15 protein-coding genes are annotated in these 19,230 nt (G+C 42.3%); all 15 read left to right on the plus strand.

The genetic code is table 11. The features are described 5' to 3' along the window. Positions 1-52: 52 nt before the first annotated feature. The 15 genes from PGU50_RS16100 (at position 53) to PGU50_RS16170 (ending at position 19,214) form a co-directional block, all read left to right on the plus strand. A complete protein-coding gene (locus PGU50_RS16100) occupies positions 53-973 on the plus strand; it encodes a hypothetical protein (protein WP_270247441.1) in 921 nt (306 codons plus the stop codon). Between the two features lie 615 nt (positions 974-1,588). Next, positions 1,589-1,789, plus strand: coding sequence for a hypothetical protein (locus PGU50_RS16105; RefSeq protein WP_008371181.1), 201 nt, complete (start codon positions 1,589-1,591; stop codon positions 1,787-1,789). Positions 1,790-1,801: 12 nt separating this feature from the next. Further along, positions 1,802-6,991, plus strand: a complete 5,190-nt coding sequence (locus tag PGU50_RS16110; RefSeq protein ID WP_270247444.1) for a DUF7604 domain-containing protein — start codon at positions 1,802-1,804, stop codon at positions 6,989-6,991. Between the two features lie 109 nt (positions 6,992-7,100). Next, positions 7,101-8,543: an isopeptide-forming domain-containing fimbrial protein gene (locus PGU50_RS16115; RefSeq protein ID WP_173699850.1), complete on the plus strand. Its 1,443-nt coding sequence runs from the start codon at positions 7,101-7,103 to the stop codon at positions 8,541-8,543. An 88-nt stretch (positions 8,544-8,631) separates the two neighbouring features. Further along, positions 8,632-9,501: a class C sortase gene (locus tag PGU50_RS16120; RefSeq protein ID WP_055297455.1), complete on the plus strand. Its 870-nt coding sequence runs from the start codon at positions 8,632-8,634 to the stop codon at positions 9,499-9,501. Between the two features lie 33 nt (positions 9,502-9,534). Next, complete coding sequence (locus tag PGU50_RS16125; protein ID WP_270247448.1) at positions 9,535-10,401, plus strand: class C sortase; 867 nt, start codon at positions 9,535-9,537, stop codon at positions 10,399-10,401. 28 nt (positions 10,402-10,429) lie between these two features. Further along, positions 10,430-11,464 carry a DUF5979 domain-containing protein gene (locus tag PGU50_RS16130; protein WP_270247449.1) on the plus strand — a complete coding sequence of 345 codons (1,035 nt, stop codon included), beginning with the start codon at positions 10,430-10,432 and terminating at the stop codon, positions 11,462-11,464. 15 nt (positions 11,465-11,479) lie between these two features. After that, positions 11,480-11,998, plus strand: coding sequence for a hypothetical protein (locus PGU50_RS16135; RefSeq protein ID WP_118218698.1), 519 nt, complete (start codon positions 11,480-11,482; stop codon positions 11,996-11,998). A 12-nt stretch (positions 11,999-12,010) separates the two neighbouring features. Next, positions 12,011-12,757, plus strand: coding sequence for a hypothetical protein (locus PGU50_RS16140; protein ID WP_118218700.1), 747 nt, complete (start codon positions 12,011-12,013; stop codon positions 12,755-12,757). A gap of 13 nt (positions 12,758-12,770) precedes the next feature. Beyond that, positions 12,771-13,526 carry a sortase B protein-sorting domain-containing protein gene (locus PGU50_RS16145; RefSeq protein ID WP_118218702.1) on the plus strand — a complete coding sequence of 252 codons (756 nt, stop codon included), beginning with the start codon at positions 12,771-12,773 and terminating at the stop codon, positions 13,524-13,526. 4 nt (positions 13,527-13,530) lie between these two features. Continuing rightward, complete coding sequence (locus PGU50_RS16150; RefSeq protein WP_270247453.1) at positions 13,531-14,520, plus strand: hypothetical protein; 990 nt, start codon at positions 13,531-13,533, stop codon at positions 14,518-14,520. A 31-nt stretch (positions 14,521-14,551) separates the two neighbouring features. Then, the gene (locus tag PGU50_RS16155; RefSeq protein WP_211133706.1) at positions 14,552-15,079 is read left to right on the plus strand and encodes a signal peptidase I; all 528 of its coding nucleotides are present in this window, start codon (positions 14,552-14,554) and stop codon (positions 15,077-15,079) included. Positions 15,080-15,220: 141 nt separating this feature from the next. Beyond that, entirely contained in the window at positions 15,221-16,324 is a 1,104-nt protein-coding gene (locus PGU50_RS16160; protein WP_270247468.1) for a PucR family transcriptional regulator, read from the plus strand. A gap of 11 nt (positions 16,325-16,335) precedes the next feature. After that, the gene (locus PGU50_RS16165) at positions 16,336-18,627 is read left to right on the plus strand and encodes a hydratase (RefSeq protein WP_270247455.1); all 2,292 of its coding nucleotides are present in this window, start codon (positions 16,336-16,338) and stop codon (positions 18,625-18,627) included. A gap of 119 nt (positions 18,628-18,746) precedes the next feature. Continuing rightward, positions 18,747-19,214, plus strand: coding sequence for an RNA polymerase sigma factor (locus PGU50_RS16170; protein WP_008371152.1), 468 nt, complete (start codon positions 18,747-18,749; stop codon positions 19,212-19,214). The last annotated feature ends 16 nt before the right edge of the window (positions 19,215-19,230 follow it).

Here is a 19,230-nt window from a genome sequence, read left to right on the forward strand (position 1 = left end):
AGATATGGCGAATTTACTTATGAACTGTTTTCTATTATAATGGAGGTAAGCAATGAGAAAACAAAAGAAGAAATCTCGCCATAGCAAACAAATCCACAACCGGCAGTATAAGGACCGGTTATGGAGAATGATCTTTAATAACAAAGAAGATCTGCTGCAGCTTTATAATGCGATCAACCACACGGACTATCATAATCCCGATGACCTGGAGGTAAACACATTGGAAGATGTCCTTTATCTGTCCATGAAAAATGATGTATCCTTCCTGGTTGGCGGAACCATGAATCTATATGAGCATCAAAGCACTTTTAACCCAAACATGCCACTTCGCGGAGTCTTTTATTTCTCCCGGTTATATGAAGGGTATGTTGCAGATAATAATCTGATGATCTACCATGAAAAAAGAGTCCGACTTCCAAAGCCGAAATATATTGTCTTTTACAATGGTACAAAAAACCAGCCAGATTCCATGGAGTTAAAGCTTTCAGACTGCTTTGAAAATACAGATAACGACGCACCTTGCCCGGAATGCACCGCAACCATGTTGAACATCAACTATGGTCACAATCAGGAACTGATGAAGCACTGCAGAAGGCTTGAAGAATATTCCATATTTGTCCAATGTGTCAGGGAATATATACAATCGGAACCTTCTGTGGAAGATGCATTAGAAAAGGCAATTGATACCTGTATTAATCAGGACGTGTTGGCAGATTTTCTGAAAAAACATCGAGCGGAGGTGACAAATATGATTCTGACGACATATGACAAAGACTTATATGAGAAAACCTTGAAGGAAGATGCCAGAGAGGAAGGCAGAGAGGAAGGACGCGCTGAAATCAGAGCAGAATTAAATGAATTTAAACTACTAAACAAATGTCTCCTGAAAGCCAAACGCTACAACGACCTCGAACGCGCTACCGAAGACATCGAATACCAAAAGAAACTATTAAAAGAATTAGGCATTGAATAAAAACTAAATAATCCTTCCCCCCATCCCGTGACTGATCACCGTCTAAGATACAGTGCATCTCCCCAATATCAGTCACGGGATCTTTTTGTCCGGAAAATCCCTCTCCCTCACCGCTATAACCAGATCACTCCTTTTCTATGCGCTCCCCGCAAGCTATACTTTTTGCACTTCCATCACATTATTCCCCACTTTTACTTCTATTCTAATATCCCAATACATATAGTAGAGTCAGACACAAATATTACGCACTCCTACAAATCATGATGTTGGGGTTCAAAGGTATTTTGCCCCCTTTGATACCAGATTACTACGTGCTTTGCACTCTCGCAGTCCTCAAAAGCATTCGTAATCCGCTCACTTTTCTTTGAAAAATGGCTACTTACTCATGTTTTTGGCGGATCAAGAGGTCAAAAATCCTCTTGCAAGCAAGCTTGCATCGGCTTTCTGACCTTTTGCCCCTGGTATCAAATCATTATATTATTACAAAAACATTACTATTTCTTGTTATAACTTAAAAAAGTTAATATTTTCCGTTATTGGTAATGATTCACGTAATGCTTTGTCAGATACAATACCTATATAAGATAAAAAAGTCTAAATAATTAGGAAGGGCAGATGAAAACTGACATGAATAAAAAGCAAAAAAATACAAGAACTTTTTTAATAAAAATCATGGATCAGCAGAACGGTACCTGGCAGGGCAGCGTTACCTGGGTGGAAGAGCAGCGAGAGCAGCATTTCCGCAGTGCCCTTGAATTATTGAAGCTGATAGACGGAGCACTTGATAACAATTATGAAGTCAGAATTGAGGAATAGAAGGAGGACGCCATGAAAAGTAATACAAAGAAACGTTTAATAGCATTCATGCTTTGCATGGTATTAGTGCTTAGCAGTGCGATATCAGCTTTTGCTGATGAGCCACAGAACACAGACAGCCAGAGTCAGGCCGAAGTCGTAACAGAACCGGCGGCAGATGAGCCACAGAACACAGACAGCCAGAGCCAGGCCGAAGTCGTAACAGAACCGGCGGCAGATGAGGCTACAGAAGATACAACTACAGAAGATACAACTACTGAAGATGTGTCTACTGAAAATACGATTACCGAAGATGTGTCTGATACACCTGACATCGAAATACCTTCGAAAAAAGAATGGTCAGTACAAGTAGGAAATGCTACTGTTAAAGTAAATGGATCAGCCGATGCTCTTCCTGCAGACGCACAACTCTCCGTAACAGAGATTACTTCAGAAGATGAAGTGAAAGAGATCGAAAAAGCAGTAGAAGAAAAAGCGATCGAAGAACAGTTTTCCATCAAGAATATCTTCTCCTATGATATCAAATTCTTGGTAAACGGTTCTGAAGTACAGCCTACCACTCCGGTTCAGGTCAGCGTAGACACTCCGGAGATTGTATCCAACGAGAATACAGCAGTACTGCATGTGGATGACAATAATGTAGCGGAAGACATGAACGGTGCTGTTGATGGAGAAGGAAAAGTCGTATTCGATGCTCCGCATTTTTCTAAATATGTCATTGTTCAAAAAGGTAAATCAAAGGTTAACGTTACTATTGAATACTATGATGATACCCAGACTCCAAAGGCTATGATATATGCAAGCAAAAAGGAATTATCACCTGGGGAAAGCATAAGCAATTATGACATAGCTGATAACTGGAACATAAATTGGGCAGAGAAGAGTACTACAGATGGAAAATTTGAAAGTATATCAAATCTTGATGAAATCCAAGTCGTAAGCGATTGCATAATTAGGGTATATTACACTCCTCAAGAAAAAACACTTGCTGGAAGTACTACATTTTATGACTATACCGTTAAAGCCGGTAAACAGGATGGATCTTGGGGCTTTAGTGATACATATTATTCATTTAATCAGTTGACAAATGACAAATCACCAAAAGTTAGTGAAAACAAAAAACTTATTGCAGGCACGAATGATTCAAACGTTGGTCAAAATTATCCGGAGTATCAACAGTATAAGATTAGTTTGCCAGATAGTAACGGTAATACAAAAGATGCAAACTGTTATACTGGAGGAGATAGTACAATCCCAGGATTGCTAAAAGAAATTGATGATAACGGTAATGTAATATTCAATTACGCAGAACCGGGATTTTTTGTGGATAGCGATTATAGCGTTCAATTCGGAGGAAGTATCTTCGGTGGAAGTGAAAAGAGATTTCTGAGAAAAGTGTATAAAGATTACACTTTGGAATTTGCCCGAAAAGGTGATACTTATACACTTAATGGCGTAAGAAATAAGGATAACGGTTGGGTTACAGGCGCAGGAAACAATTTCTATCCGTTAAACAGTGTGAAACCTTCTTATGAAGATAGTGAAAGAGGCAATAACAATTATTTCGGAATGCGATATGATGTCACATTCAAGATTGGTGATTATGTAGGACCACTTAATTACAAATTCACAGGCGACGATGATTTATGGGTAGTTCTTGATGGTAAGAAAATAGTAATTGATCTTGGTGGTATTCATAGCGCAGCAACAGGAAATGTTGATTTGTGGCAGTATATTGGTGATAAAGAAAATCTGACAGAAGCACAAAAACAACAGACTCATACATTGACAATCCTTTATATGGAACGTGGTGCAGGCGCATCTAATTGTCAGATGGAGTTTACTCTTCCATCAGCGAAGATACAGCAAGTCGATAAAACAAAGATGACAAACATTTCATTCTATAAAACAGATGCAGATGGAACCGGTCTTTCCGGTGCACAGTTTACATTAACGAATGACAGCACAAAGACCACAATGTATGCAGCTTCCGAAAGTGATGGATTGGTTCAGTTCCAGCAGCTCGTAGCCGGAACCTATACATTAACAGAAACACAGGCACCAAAAGATTATGTTACACCAACAACCTCATGGAAAGTAAAAGTAACTGCTGATGGTAATAATGGTTTAAGCACAAAGATATACCAGGCAGATGGTACAACAGAACTTGGAAAGCTTACCGGTGGTGAATACCAGATTATCAACTCAGCAAGCACACCAGTACAGCCTCCGACACCGGGCATTGTTGAAACAAAGAAAGAACTGTCTCATGAAAAGTATATTGCTAAGAATGAAGATGGTACATACAATCTTACGTTAAATGTTTCAGGTGCAGTTGGAAGCGAGTCCTATGCGAATAAGCTGGATGTACTGTTCGTGATGGATACGTCGAACAGTATGAAACGTGGAATGGATTCTTCGCGAGACCAAAATAACTACACAACGAATAGTAGTAGTCGTTTCTACAATCAGCAAAAAGCTGTAGAAGATGCTGTTGCGAAATTGAAAAACAAGAAAAATGTAGATGCTCAATTTGCAGTGGTGGCGTTTGATACACAAGCGGGTATCAAAACAGATTGGACAAAGGGCTCGATTACATATCCCACCAGAGTTGGAAATTATTCGGGTTATAACAAAAAGGCCGGTGGAACAAATTATGAAGCAGGATTAATAAAAGCAAAGGAATTGCTTGATAGCGGACGAACTGATGCAACAAAAATAGTTGTATTTCTGTCAGATGGTGATCCAACCTTCTACTACAAAAAGAATAGCCAAGGTAATATAACTGGAATTGGTGGTGGTGACGGAAATAGCTATAGTGATACAGCAATGGCCAATGCCCAAACTCAACTTAGCAAAATGAGTATGAACTACTTCTACACAGTCGGAGTTGGTCCTGAAGATAGTTACAATCATTTATCAAGTCTGATCAGCAATGCTCCGAGCGGAACAGTAACCGGTAGTTACAACGGTACAGATTCAAGTAATTTGAAAAATGCTTTTGATACAATCATCAGAGATGCAACAGAACTTCTTTGTACAGATGTAACTGTAACCGATACGTTAACCGATGAAGTTGAATTAGTTAATCAAGATTTACAGGTGGTTGTCAAAGATGAAACTGGAAAGGTTATCACCAAACTGAAAGATGCTTCAGGAGATGAAGTAGCCGTATCAGAGATTATAACTGTCAGTACAGCGAAAGACTCAAACGGCAAGACTCAGATTATTATGCGATTTGAACCTGGCTATAAGCTGGAATCAGGTTACACGTATTATGTAACAGCAAAAATCCAGCCAACTACAAAAGCCTATCTGAAGTATCAGAATGAAAGCTATACAGATACTGGTGATGAAAATACAGACGAATATCTTGAAACGGATAAAAAACCTGGAAAAGATACTAGGAATGATGGAACATCTTCAAAACAAAAAGGATTCTATTCAAACGAATCAGCAAATGTAACATACAAGTACAACAATAAAACATATGAGAAACCTTATGCAAAACCCGTTATACAGGTAAATGCCAGTACAGATTCTCATACAGTGGTTAAACAGTGGGAAAATGACTCAGATAAAGTAGCCGTTGGCGTCGAGTTGAAGGCTTATGTAACAGAAGCGGCGGATTCTCAAATAAACGCTGATAATCCGAAGTATCTTACAAGTGCAGATGTAAAAAATCTTCCGACGTCCATGCAAGTTAATTTGTCAGAAGCAAACAAATGGACCTATACCTGGGAAAATCTTCCGGATAAATACTTTTACGAAACTACAGATGGTATCAAAGAAACAGCTATCCATTACACAGTAGAAGAAGTCCAGACAGAGGCTACAAACGCATTTTACGGTCAGGTTACTGAATCAGATGATGGAAAGACCACTACGATTCTGAATAAGAAGAAAGATCAAGAGGATAAGCCGTTTATTGAAGTGACCAAAACGTTTGAAGGACTTACAAAAACACAGATTCAAGAGTTGGCTAATCCAGAGAATCCATATACAATTACATTGATTCATACTGATACAAACACGTCTAAAACGCTTACAATGAATGCAGGTAAATTAAACGATATACTTCAGAGCAATGATAACAAAAAAGTATGGACATATACCTGGAAACTGGAAGATTGTTTGGATGGCACATACAAAGTCAGTGAAAGCAATTACGGTAAAGATGGATACGATGTAACTGTCACTGTCAATGGACAACAAGTTACAAATTGGAATGATTTTTCAGTAAGTACAAAGCAAGCAACAATAGAAGAATATAAACAATCTGAAAATACTACTACGTGCTCACCAAAAACGTTTTCTATAGGCAAAGTTAATTTAATTGTTGCAAAGCTCACTGCGAACGAAGGATATTTCGTGTGGACAAACACACCGGTAAGCATCAGTGAACGTAAAGAGATAGTGAAATTGATAAATGATAAAATCGATGGAATCAAAGGAATCGGATTTAGTCCAGAAACAGAATTACAAAAATGCTATTTCTATAGTGGAAATGGAATAAAAGACACGTTGGTATTCAGAAATGGTGAGATCAAGTATGACGGGCAGGATGAACTTACGTTTGATGCATCAAAACAGTGGTCTATGTTTGCAGCTGGAACGTACACATTTACCGAACCACAGAACGCTGAGATTCAGATCACGAATACTTATTCGGAACAAACTGCAGATTTAGATTTGATTAAGACTTCAGTAACCGGAACAAAATTTGATGGCGCAGAATTCAAGCTGTATAAGAAGAATGATGAGGGAGCATATGAACTTCAGAAATTTGAATATACAGATGAGTCTGGAAAAAATCAGACAAGAGAAACCATCCAGGTAATAAATACCGAAGGATCAAAAGCTGAACTTAAAAATCTTCAGTCTGGACAGTATTATCTGGAAGAAGTAAAGGCACCGGAAGCTTGTATGTTGTTAGCAGACAAGATTTATTTCAAACAGGAAAAGGGTAAGATTACTTTAACAGATAAGGAGGGAAAAGCACTTTCAAGTGAACCTACAATGTGGACACTTTCGAACACAGCTGGAAAATATACCTTAACTGTAAAAAACGAAATTCTCTATTCCCTCCCATCAGCTGGAGGCACCGGAATTTACTTGTATATGATTGGCGGTATCTTACTTATGTTTGCAGCCGTATGGATCTTATATAAAAACAAATGCAAGGAGGTGCTGGAAAAATAATTGTAAGAATTAATTTTTCAGTGGCTTCTTGCCACACAAAAACGTTATTATCCCATATGAGGGGACAATAAAAAATGGGCAAAACCCTTAAAAGAAAAGGAGACAAAATATGAAGAAGATGAGAAAAATCTTTGCAGTGTTATTAACACTGGCTATGGTACTCGGAATGAGTATGACATCGTTTGCAGCGGATGCAAAAGCAACAATTACACTTAAAAACTTTGACACAGCTAATAAAGTTGAGTATATGCAGATTATCCAGAAAGATGAAACCAAAACTTCTGGTTGGGCATTTACTAATGGTGCAGGAGCATGCTTTACAAAAGCATTCGGACTTACAGATTCAGATGATGCACAGCAGCAGGTTATCTGGGGATTAATTAAGTATAATGATAATAATGTTAAATTACCAACAGGTGTAACTGCAGAAACTGCTACAGCAGCAAAAATTGACTTAGCATTAAGTAAAGTTGCAGCACTTAATGGTTTCACAGAATCAACAGATAAAACAAAAATCGAAGTAAGCGCAGCTGGTATTTATGCAATCAAAGCAGAAGAAACAGGATTTACTTATAAAACAGCAACAGCATATGTAGGATTTGGAGAACCATATCCAGCATTAACAAATGCAGAAGTAACAGCTAAAAAATCTCCAACAACTGTAGACAAAACAGTAGCTGATGACGATCATGTAGTAGCAATCGGAGATATCGTAACTTATACAATTGAAGCATATGTACCATTTCTTGATGCAGCTAATACTGAAAACAGAACATTTACAATTACTGATAAAATTAAAGGTGCTGAATATTATTTAGCAGGTCCAAATGCAGTTAATAGTGTAACTATGGAAGGCAAAGATGGGCAAGTTGGAGAAATCGTAGTAAATGAAGATGGTAAAGGATTTACCGTTAATTTAAACACTTTAGTTGCTGATACAGACAATCCGAACGCTGGAAAGAAAATCACAGTTACCTATACTGCAAAAGTAACCAAAACAACAGTAGAAAACAAAGCTGGTAGTCATGCAGCTGGTGTAGACTACGGTGCTGATAATGTCCCAGTTAAGTTATTTACTGGAGAACTTGTTTTACTGAAATATGGTGATGGCAATGTAAATAATGCTTTAGCAAACGCTGAATTCGTATTGTATAAAGATGGCGAAGAAGTACCATTAACATTCACAAAGCAGGAGAATGGAAAATATAAATATGCTCCGGATGCAGAAGATGCTACAGCAACACTTGTAACAGATGAAAACGGTATGATTGATGTAGAAGGTTTAGATGTTGGTTCTTATCATTTCGAAGAAACTAAAGCACCAGAAGGATATTCTATCAATACAGATGGTAAAACTCTTACACTTACTGTAAATGGAGATGTTGCTACAGCTAAATTATATAATGAAGGTCAGTTAAATGATACAAAACTTTCCGCTCTTCCATCAACCGGTGGTATCGGTACAACAATCTTCACAATCGCTGGATGCGTTATCATGATCGCAGCAGCTGGTCTGTTCTTCGCAAGCCGCAAGAAATCAGACAACAAATAATTGCAATAATTATTTATAATCAGATATTGAATCCGGGGCAGGTCGCCCCGGATTCCTAAAAAATAATACAACAGCAAGGAGAGTTCGGATGAAACGCAAAACAAACAAACTTATTATTGGCATCATATTTTTAGCCGGGTTGTCCTTACTGCTGTATCCATTCGTTGCAAACCAGTGGAATAACTACAGGCAAAAGCAATTGATCAGCAGTTATGAACAGACTGTATCCGAAAAGGATGCAGCACATGAGATTGATTATGACGCAGAACTGCAGAAAGCAGAAGCTTACAACGAAGCCTTACTTCCAAGTATCCTTCCTGACTCATTTGCAGTAGCCGCAGCCAGTGACAAAGAAGACCAGTCCTACATGGATGCTCTGAATATTGCCGGTGACGAGATGATGGGAATCGTGGAAATCCCGAAGATTGACATCAAGCTTCCGATCTACCACACTACCGATGAAGATGTTCTCAAACAGGCAGCCGGACATCTGGAAGGAAGCTCTCTTCCAATCGGCGGTAAAAGTACACACGCCGTTATCTCCGCACACCGTGGACTTCCGAGTGCGTCTCTTTTTACCGATCTGGATCAGCTGGAAGAAGGCGATCATTTTCTGATCCATGTATTAAACGAAACACTATGTTATGAAGTCGACAAGATTTCCGTGGTCAAACCGGAGGAAACTTCCTCTCTTGCAGTAGAAGAAGGAAAAGATCTTGTAACACTTCTTACCTGTACTCCATACGGAGTCAATACCGAGCGGCTTCTGGTCCGTGGTCACAGAGTACCTTATGTGGAACAGGAAGTTGCCGATGAGAAGACACCGCTCAGCGGAATCAGTCTTCATACAAATTATCTTTTATGGGTAATTATTGGTCTTGTAATTACCACAATCTTCATCCTTGTGTTATACTTAAAGGAGAAGAAGCTTCAAAAGAAGAAAAATGAGACCTCTTAAAAAGAGAATAAGAACGAGAAAGGAAATATGCCTATGAAAAGAAAAATCTCAACCTTCCTTTTCGGTCTGTTATTCTTGATAGGATTTGGGATTCTGATCTACCCGACGGTATCCAACCAGTGGAACACCTACAGACAGAATCAGCTGATCAGCAGCTATGACAATACAATACAGGACATGGAACCGGAGGACTTCACCTCTGAGTGGGAAAAGGCAAAAGCTTTCAATGATACCATTCAGCAGAACAACCTCTACGGAGATGTATTCGGTGAAGATGAAAATGACATCAAAGACACCGAATACTGGAAAATCCTGAACGTTGCAGATGACGGAGTAATGGGATACCTTTCCATTCCGAAGATCAACATCAAGCTTGCCATTTACCATGGCACCGGTGACAAGGATCTGCAGACCGGCGTCGGACATCTGAACGGCACAAAGCTTCCGATTGGAGGGGAGAATACCCACAGTGTTCTCGCAGCTCACCGTGGACTTCCAAGCGCAAAGCTTTTTACCGATATCGATCAGCTCAAAGTTGGCGATAAATTTTACATCCATGTACTGGATGAAGTCCTTGCCTACAAAGTAGATCAGATTCTTCCGATGGTAGACAAAGACGATCATGAAACACTGGAGAAAGCACTCCAGATTGAAGAAGGAAAAGATCAGGTAACTTTATTTACCTGTACACCATATGGAGTCAACTCCCATCGTCTTCTCGTAAGAGGAACCAGAGTTCCATATAACGGCGAAGAGGATGCTACCGAATCAGTTACAGATTCTATGGTAAAAGCCATTCAGAATTATTATATGCTCTATTTAATTTTAGGACTTTCAATCACGATTCTTGTGATCATTCTCTTGCGATTCCTTTCCAAGAGAAAAGCTCACAAAGAATAACCAAGATTTTTAAGGAGGACATGAGGCGATGATGAATAAACGATTAAAACAGGGAAGTACTTTTCTCTTAGCTGTCGCTCTTACATTTCCACTGCTCACTCTTCCGGGTGCGAAAGCCGCAAGCGCGATCGATACCGATGCAGAGTGTTCCATCCAATTTGACATTGGTGGAAACAGTGAACTTCTAAATGACGACGTTACTGTTCAGGTCAATCTGTACAAAGTTGCATCAGTTGATGTATCCGGCAACTATACCGCAACCGGTGCATTTTCAAAACTGGATTTTTCATCCGTAAGTGCTGATAACCTGGATACTGCAGCTGCTACCTGGGCAGAACGTGCCAAAGAAGCACAAGGTAAGTTGACAGATTCAAAGGGAAATACGGTTGTTGATCCAACCGAAACCGTTACACTGCAGAACGGAAGAGGCTACCAAGATAAATTGGATACCGGACTTTACCTTGTAGATACACCAAAAGTGATTACAACCAATTATACTTATACCTTTACTCCTTACCTTGTATCACTTCCGACCAATAATTACTACAGTGGTAACGGTGCAAGTGATGACTGGATCTACGATTTGACCAAAGAATACAACAGTGCAGTTGGTCTGAAACCGGAACAGCACGTAAGATACGGTAATCTGGTGATCAATAAGGAACTGGTAGATCACAATGCTACCTTCGGTAACAATGCAACGTTCGTATTCCAGATCGATATCACAACACTGGATAAGAAGACCGAAACCAGAATCGAAGAGCTTACCTTCAATGCTGCAGGTAGCGATTCTGTAACGATTGAAAAAATTCCTGCCGGATCTCATGTCAAGGTAACGGAGGTTTACAGCGGTGCAAGCTACAAGCTCACTTCTAAAAATAATGTGACAGCTACCATCGTTGCCAATGATGAAAAAGAAGCAGGTCAGGCAGGCGAGACAGCAGTGGTTTCATTTACCAACGAACATGATGGACGTACCAATGGCGGATACGGCGTAAAAAATAATTTCAAGCTGGACGAAAATGGTCAGTATCAGTACACCGAACCGGCAGCAAAGAACTAGAAAGGGGGAGTCGGAATGAGAAAGTTACATAAGAAACCACTTATCATGGCAACAGCAGCACTTGCTCTTACCGGAACCCTGGCAGTTGGAAGTGCAATGGCATACTTCACAACTTATACAACAGCCGGTGGCGGTGTGACGATGAATATGGGATTTACCGAAACCATCCCTAACGAAACAGTCGATAAAGATGGCAAGCACGTCACCATTACAAATACCGGTGATTATGATTGCTTCGTAAGAGTAACAGCATTTGCCCCGATGAAACTTACCTATACTACTCCAAATGGCGGATGGAAAGCCAAAGATGATGGTTACTGGTACTATGAAGGCGTTCTTCCGGCAGGCGAAACCACACCGGAACTCAATATCTCTTACAAATTCCCGGAAGGGAAGGATAAACCGGAAGAATTCAATATCGTGGTTATCCAGGAATGCACACCAGTTCTTTACGATGAAAATGGAAAGCCATATCCAGACTGGAATCATGTAATCACAACTGAGACAACAGAAGACAGTAAAACCACAGAATAGGAGGGAACGAAGATGAAAAAGAAAAAGAAATCATTTCCAAAAAAATCGGCCCTGCTTCTGACAGCATCAGCGCTCCTGTTGATTGGCAGTACTGTCGGCAGTACACGTGCCGCACTCACATACTACAGTGAGAATTATTCCGCACAGATCGAGATGCAGAATATCGGTGTATCTCTTTTAGAGAATGGCGATGTCGTCAGCAGCCAGGATTTTACATCTAAGAACCAGAAAGAAGTAAAAGACGGGGAACTCCTGACAGGCCTTCTCGGAAAAGATGAAAAATTCGCACCTGGAAAGAAATACAAAGAAGAGCTCAGTGTTCAGAACAGCGGTAACATCGACACCTTCGTCCGTGTGATCCTTACCAAGAGCTGGCAGGACAAAGAGGGCAAGAAGAACACCACTCTTTCACCGGATCTGATTGAACTGAATTTCCTTACCGCTAACGGCTGGGTAGTTGCAGATCAGCAGACCACAGACGAAAGAACCGTTCTTTATTACACAAAGGCAGTAAAAGCCGGAGATACCACACCGGCATTATCTGACACACTCCGCATTGATCCAAAGATTGCAACAGATGTAGAGAAAACAGTAAAGGACAACACCATTACTTACACATATAAGTATGGCGACTATACATTCCACATCGATGCAGAGGTAGATGCAGTACAGACACATAACGCAAAAGATGCCATCAAGAGTGCCTGGGGTGTAGATGTGAATGTATCAGATGACGAAACCAGTTTAAGCTTACAGTAGGGAGGTACAGAGTATGAAAAAGAAAATTTTGTGCCTCGCCATGACAGTGATAATGGCAGCAGGGGTACACACAACTGCATTTGCAAAGGATTATCAGGGAGCCGACGGATGGCAGGTTAATTTCACCGGCGGCAAGATGGAAAGCAATTTTGAAAACAAGACTGTTTCCGATGAGCTGGCAACGATCCAGCCGGGTGACAGCATCGAATTGAAGGTTCAGCTGAAAAACTCCGATAAAGGCGAGACCGATTGGTACATGACCAATGAGATCATCCAGACACTGGAGGAAGCACAGAAATCCGCTGAAGGCGGTGCTTACGAATACAAGCTGACTTATGTTGGAAGTGACAATACCGAAAAGGTACTCTATAACAGTGATACCGTCGGAGGCGAAGGTTCTTCTAAGACCGGTGAAGGTCTGAAGGAACTTGGAAACTCTACCGAGAAATATTTCTACCTCGGTCGTCTTGCTTCCAATGGTACCGGAACCGTACACCTTACCATCGGTATCGAAGGTGAGACACAGGGCAATGGTTATCAGAACACGCTCGCAAAGCTTCGTATGAACTTTGCAGTGGAAAAGGTAAAAGTAAGCAATACCATTACCAAGACGAAAATCGTCAAGACTACCAACACCGTTAAGACCGGTGATACCGCAAGAGTTCTTCTCTTCTGTGTGCTTGCACTCATCAGTGGACTGATCCTTCTGGCATACGGAATCTACACATATAACAAGAACACAAAGAAACGCAGACGGAAAGGAGAGTAAGCAGATGAAAAGATGGAAAAAATTACTGGTTTCTCTTCTGACTGTATCAATGACGATCGGTGCATCCACGATGAGCGTTATGGCTGCTGACGGGTATACCTATAAGGTAACTTTATCGGCAGGTAATAAAGGAACGATAAACGGACATACTAAGGTGGAGCAGGATTCTGTCGCCGGTTCTACTGTTACTTTTAATCTGAAAGACGTTCAGGTAACCGATGACAAATACTATGTCAAAGGAATCCGTCTCAGCGGACGTGACAATGAAGAAGCTCTTGCTTCTCCTGTATTCGACAATGTAACCGGCGATGCCGACTATGTAATAGCCTATGGAATCAAAAAGGACATGGTTGCCTACACCGTAAACTATCAGGATGCTTCCGGTAAGGCGCTTGTAGAAAGCCAGACCTTCTACGGAAATGTCGGTGACAAACCAATCGTCGCTTATCAGTATATCGAGAATTATATTCCAGATGCTCTTGCACTTACCAAGACTTTGAGTAATAATGTATCTGAGAATGTATTTACGTTTACCTACAAACCGGGTGCTACAGACCGTGTTGTTACAACAACAACCACCATCACAACGACTGTTCCTGGTACAGCAACTCCTGGCACAGGTACCAGTAATGTCGGTACAGCAGGTGGCACGACAGGCGGCACAACCGGTGGAACTGCCGGAACTACCGGTGGAACTACAACCGGAACTACCGGTGGCACAACAGACGGAACCACAACCGGTACAACCGATGGTACAACGACAGATAACGATTCTCAGGATACGACAGCTAAAGATAAAGATACTGCAACATCTGAGGATGAACAGACACCAAAGTCTCTGGTAGATCTGGATGATGAAGACACTCCAAAAGGAAATATCGATGCGAAAGACAAGACGAGCAAAACTCCGATCGCAGCAGGAATCGCTATTATCGTTGTTGCAGTAGCAGCTCTCGCAGGACTGATCGTATTCTTGAAAAAACGTGCAAAATAAAAAAAGCGCGGCACTAAAGGAGAAGTCTTTTTTGAAGAGAACGAAGAAAAAGAAAAGCCCAGTGGCTGCATTTTGCAGTGCACTGGGCACTGTTTTACTGACAGTACTGATTCTTGCCTGTATTCCGCTGACGCTTCCGAAAGCTTTTGGTTTTCAGATATACACCGTGATCAGTGGGAGCATGGAACCGGCGATCCCGACGGGAAGCCTGGTCTATGTCCGGCATGAAGAACCAGACACGATCGTCAAAGATGATGTCATTGCTTTTTACAGCAACAATGCAGACGGCTCGATCATCACCCACCGCGTAGTATCCAACAGCCCGGCGATGGGACAGTTTATCACCAAAGGGGATGCCAATGAGGAAAAAGATATGAATCCGATCCCTTACAACAACTACATCGGAAAAGTAAAGCTTTCTGTTCCGGTTGTCGGCGGTATCGCACAGGCTGCAACCGGCACTGCCGGAAAGATTGCCGCTGCATCTATGATCGGTCTTGCTGTGATTCTTGAAATCGTTGCTGCCATGCTTGACAGACGCGATGACGAAGACGAATAAGAGAGAACGTTTTTCATTTTAACTTGCTAAAGTGTAAAACATTTGCTAAAATAATATCAGATTGTATTGTCAGAAGAAGATGGGGGAATTTCACAATTCTCCCATTTGTCATATATTGAAAAGAATGGAGAGGTGAATGGATTGTTATCCAACCAGATTTTACAGAGAACAATCAATGAAATAGGGGATATCATCGAGTGTAACTGTTCCATCTGGAACACAGACGGAGTGATGCTTGCAGCTGTAGGTAAGGAAAAGCCTGAAGTGAAAAAAGCTGTCTGCTCATTTTTAAAAGAGCTGGAGGTTACCGGCGTATCGGAGGAGCACTTGGATGAATGCTATGGTCTGTTCCCGGTTTATGATGATGATGAACTGACTTATATTTTCGTGATCGAGCACAATAATGAGATTGATGTGCATACCAGCGGACGCTTAAGTGTCTGCCAGCTGGAGAGCCTTTTAAGATCCGGAAGCGAACGTCTTGACCGTAACCGTTTTATCCAGAACCTGCTCCTGGATAACCTGCTTCTCGTAGATATCTACAATCAGGCGAAAAAGCTTGGTATTACAGTGGAGCAGCGCAGAGTCGTCTATCTGATCGAACCGAAGAATCCGGATGACACGATCGTCCTGGATATGATCCGTGGGATTTATTCCTCGGGAACCGGCGATTTTGTTACTGCCGTAGATGAGGGACATATTATTCTGATCAAGTCCCTTGACAGTACGGATGATTATGATACGATCCGTTCGACTGCCGATATGCTGGTGAATGCGATCAACACCGAAGCTATGGTCAATGTCCGGCTTTCCTTCGGAACCATCATTCCCGAACTCAAAGAGGTCTCACAGTCTTACAAAGAAGCAGGCATGGCTCTGGATGTGGGACGTATCTTCTATCCGGAACGCAATATTTTATCCTACCGCGAACTCGGTATCGGACGGCTGATCCACCAGCTTCCCGTTTCCTTATGCGAGATGTTCCTGGAAGAAGTATTTGCCGGAAATACCGTTGATCAGTTTGACGAAGAAACCTTATCCACAGTTGATAAATTTTTTGAAAACAGCCTGAATATTTCGGAGACAGCGAGACAGCTTTTCGTCCACCGGAATACGCTCGTCTACCGGCTGGAGAAGATCCAGAAACAGACCGGGCTGGATGTCAGAGTGTTTGAGGACGCCCTGACATTTAAGATTGCTCTGATGGTCGCAGACCACATGAAATTCATAGAAAACAGAAAATAGGAGGACATGATATGGTGAAATTATACGAAGGCGGTGCCTATCTTTTACACGGTACTGAGGTAATTGCAGATGCACCCGATGCACTTGCTGCCGTAAAAAGCAAGACAGGGATTGAGACAACAAAAGAAGCTGCTGCAAAAGAGACAATGGCTTATGGGATCTTAAGTGCGCATAATACTTCCGGTAATATGCAGCAGCTTCAGATCAAATTTGACAAGCTGACTTCGCACGACATTACCTTTGTCGGAATCATCCAGACTGCAAGAGCATCCGGACTGGAGAAATTCCCGATCCCTTATGTTCTGACCAACTGCCATAACTCTCTGTGTGCAGTCGGCGGTACGATCAATGAAGATGACCACATGTTTGGACTGACCTGTGCGAAGAAGTACGGCGGTGTCTATGTTCCGCCTCATCAGGCCGTTATCCACCAGTTTGCCCGTGAAATGCTCGCAGGCGGCGGCAAGATGATCCTTGGTTCTGACAGCCACACCCGTTATGGTGCACTCGGTACCATGGCAATGGGAGAGGGCGGACCGGAACTTGTAAAACAGCTTCTGAATAAGACTTATGATATCAAGATGCCGGGCGTTGTCGGAATCTATCTGGACGGCGAACCGGTGAAAGGTGTCGGACCGCAGGACGTTGCCCTTGCGATCATCGGCGCAACCTTCGGCAATGGCTATGTCAATAACAAGGTCATGGAATTTGTCGGACCTGGCGTTGGCAAATTAAGTGCAGACTTCCGTATCGGAATCGATGTTATGACGACAGAGACAACCTGCCTTTCTTCTATCTGGAGAACCGATGACAAGATCAAAGAGTTCTACGATATCCACGGAAGAAGTGATGACTTCAGGGAACTAAATCCTGGCGCAGTCGCTTACTATGACGGTCTTGTATACGTGAACTTGAGTGAGATCAAGCCTATGATCGCCATGCCGTTCCATCCGTCCAATGTCTACACCATCGAGGATGTCAATGCCAACCTTGCAGATGTTCTCCACGATGTAGAGCAGCGCGCGCTGGTAAGCCTGGACGGTGCTGTGGATTACTCTCTTCAGGACAAGATCGTAAATGGTAAGCTTTATGTCGATCAGGGTATCATCGCAGGCTGTGCCGGTGGCGGTTTTGAAAATATCTGTGCTGCCGCAGACATCATCCGTGGCAAATACATCGGATCAGATGAATTTACCTTCAGTGTTTACCCGGCAAGTACACCGATCTACATGGAGCTTGTGAAAAATGGTGCGGTTGCTGACCTGATGGAAGCCGGTACGATCGTGAAGACAGCCTTCTGCGGACCGTGCTTCGGTGCAGGGGATACCCCGGCAAACAATGCATTTTCCATCCGTCACTCTACCCGTAACTTCCCGAACCGTGAAGGAAGCAAGCTGCAGAGTGGACAGATCGCATCTGTTGCCCTTATGGATGCACGTTCCATTGCCGCAACTGCTGCGAACAAAGGTTTCCTTACTCCGGCAACAGATTTTGATATTGAATACAAGAACCCGACCTACCACTTTGATTCCAGAATTTACGCCAACCGTGTATTTGACAGCCACGGCGTTGCTGATCCTTCGGTTGAGATCAAATTGGGGCCGAACATCAAAGACTGGCCGGCAATGAGCGCTCTTCCTGAGAATCTGATCCTGAAGGTCGTATCTGAGATCCACGATCCGGTTACAACGACAGACGAACTGATCCCGTCCGGCGAGACTTCTTCTTATCGTTCCAACCCGCTTGGACTTGCTGAATTTGCACTTTCCAGAAAGGATCCTGCCTATGTAGGACGCGCAAAAGAGGTCCAGAAAGCCCAGAAAGCGATTGAAGCAGGTACTTGTCCACTGGATGTACTGGACGAATTAAAACCGGTGATGGCAGCAATCCAGAAGTCTTATCCGGAAGTCGGCAAAGGAAATATCGGTGTCGGAAGTACCATTTTCGCGGTCAAACCTGGTGATGGTTCTGCCCGTGAGCAGGCTGCTTCCTGCCAGAAGGTCCTCGGCGGCTGGGCGAATATCGCGAATGAGTACGCAACCAAACGTTACCGCTCGAACCTGATCAACTGGGGCATGCTTCCGTTTATTACCGAAGAGGAACACACAAAGCTTTCTTTCAGGAACGGTGACTATCTCTTCGTGCCGGATATCCGCAAAGCAGTAGAAGATAAAGCTTCCACGATCAAGGCTTATGTCGTAGGCGATGATCTGACGGAGATCGATCTGAAGCTCGGTGATCTGACGGATGCAGAACGTGAGATCATCCTCAAAGGATGTCTGATCAACTATTACAGAGGTTAATTTTTCTCAGAAAATGATATGATTTCAAAGGGACGGAAATTTTTCTGTCCCTTTTTGCAACACTTCCGACTTTTTTATACTCTTATATACAAAGAACCTGTTATGAGAGGAGGGACTTTATGATCGATGCAATTGCATTTAAAGAATTATATAAGACGGTTTATCAGGATCTGTATCGTTTTGCGCTCTGCATGATGCATCATCCGCAGGATGCAGAAGACGCCGTCAGTGAAGCCGTTCTTTCCGCCTATGAGAACATACATAAATTACGCAAAGAAGAAGCATTCCGTTCCTGGATCTTTCAGATTCTGGCAAATGTGTGCCGCCGGAAGTTAAAGAGCCGTGAACGGACCGAGACCGAGCTGAAAGAAGATCATGCTTCTGCCACATACTGTGACGGACTCCGCACAGATGTGGAACGTGCTTTTCTTATTCTCGATGAAGACGATCAGCTGATCATCGGCTTATCCGTCTATGGCGGTTACAACAGTAAAGAGATCGGAAAAATGCTAAGGCTGAACCCGAATACAGTCCGCTCTCGCAGAAAGCGTGCCCTCGAAAAGATGAGCTGGCTTCTGAAAGAGTAGGATAAAAGAGTAATAG

It is taken from the genome of Coprococcus sp. AM11-30B (assembly GCF_027674365.1).
GTDB lineage: Bacteria > Bacillota > Clostridia > Lachnospirales > Lachnospiraceae > Allocoprococcus > Allocoprococcus comes.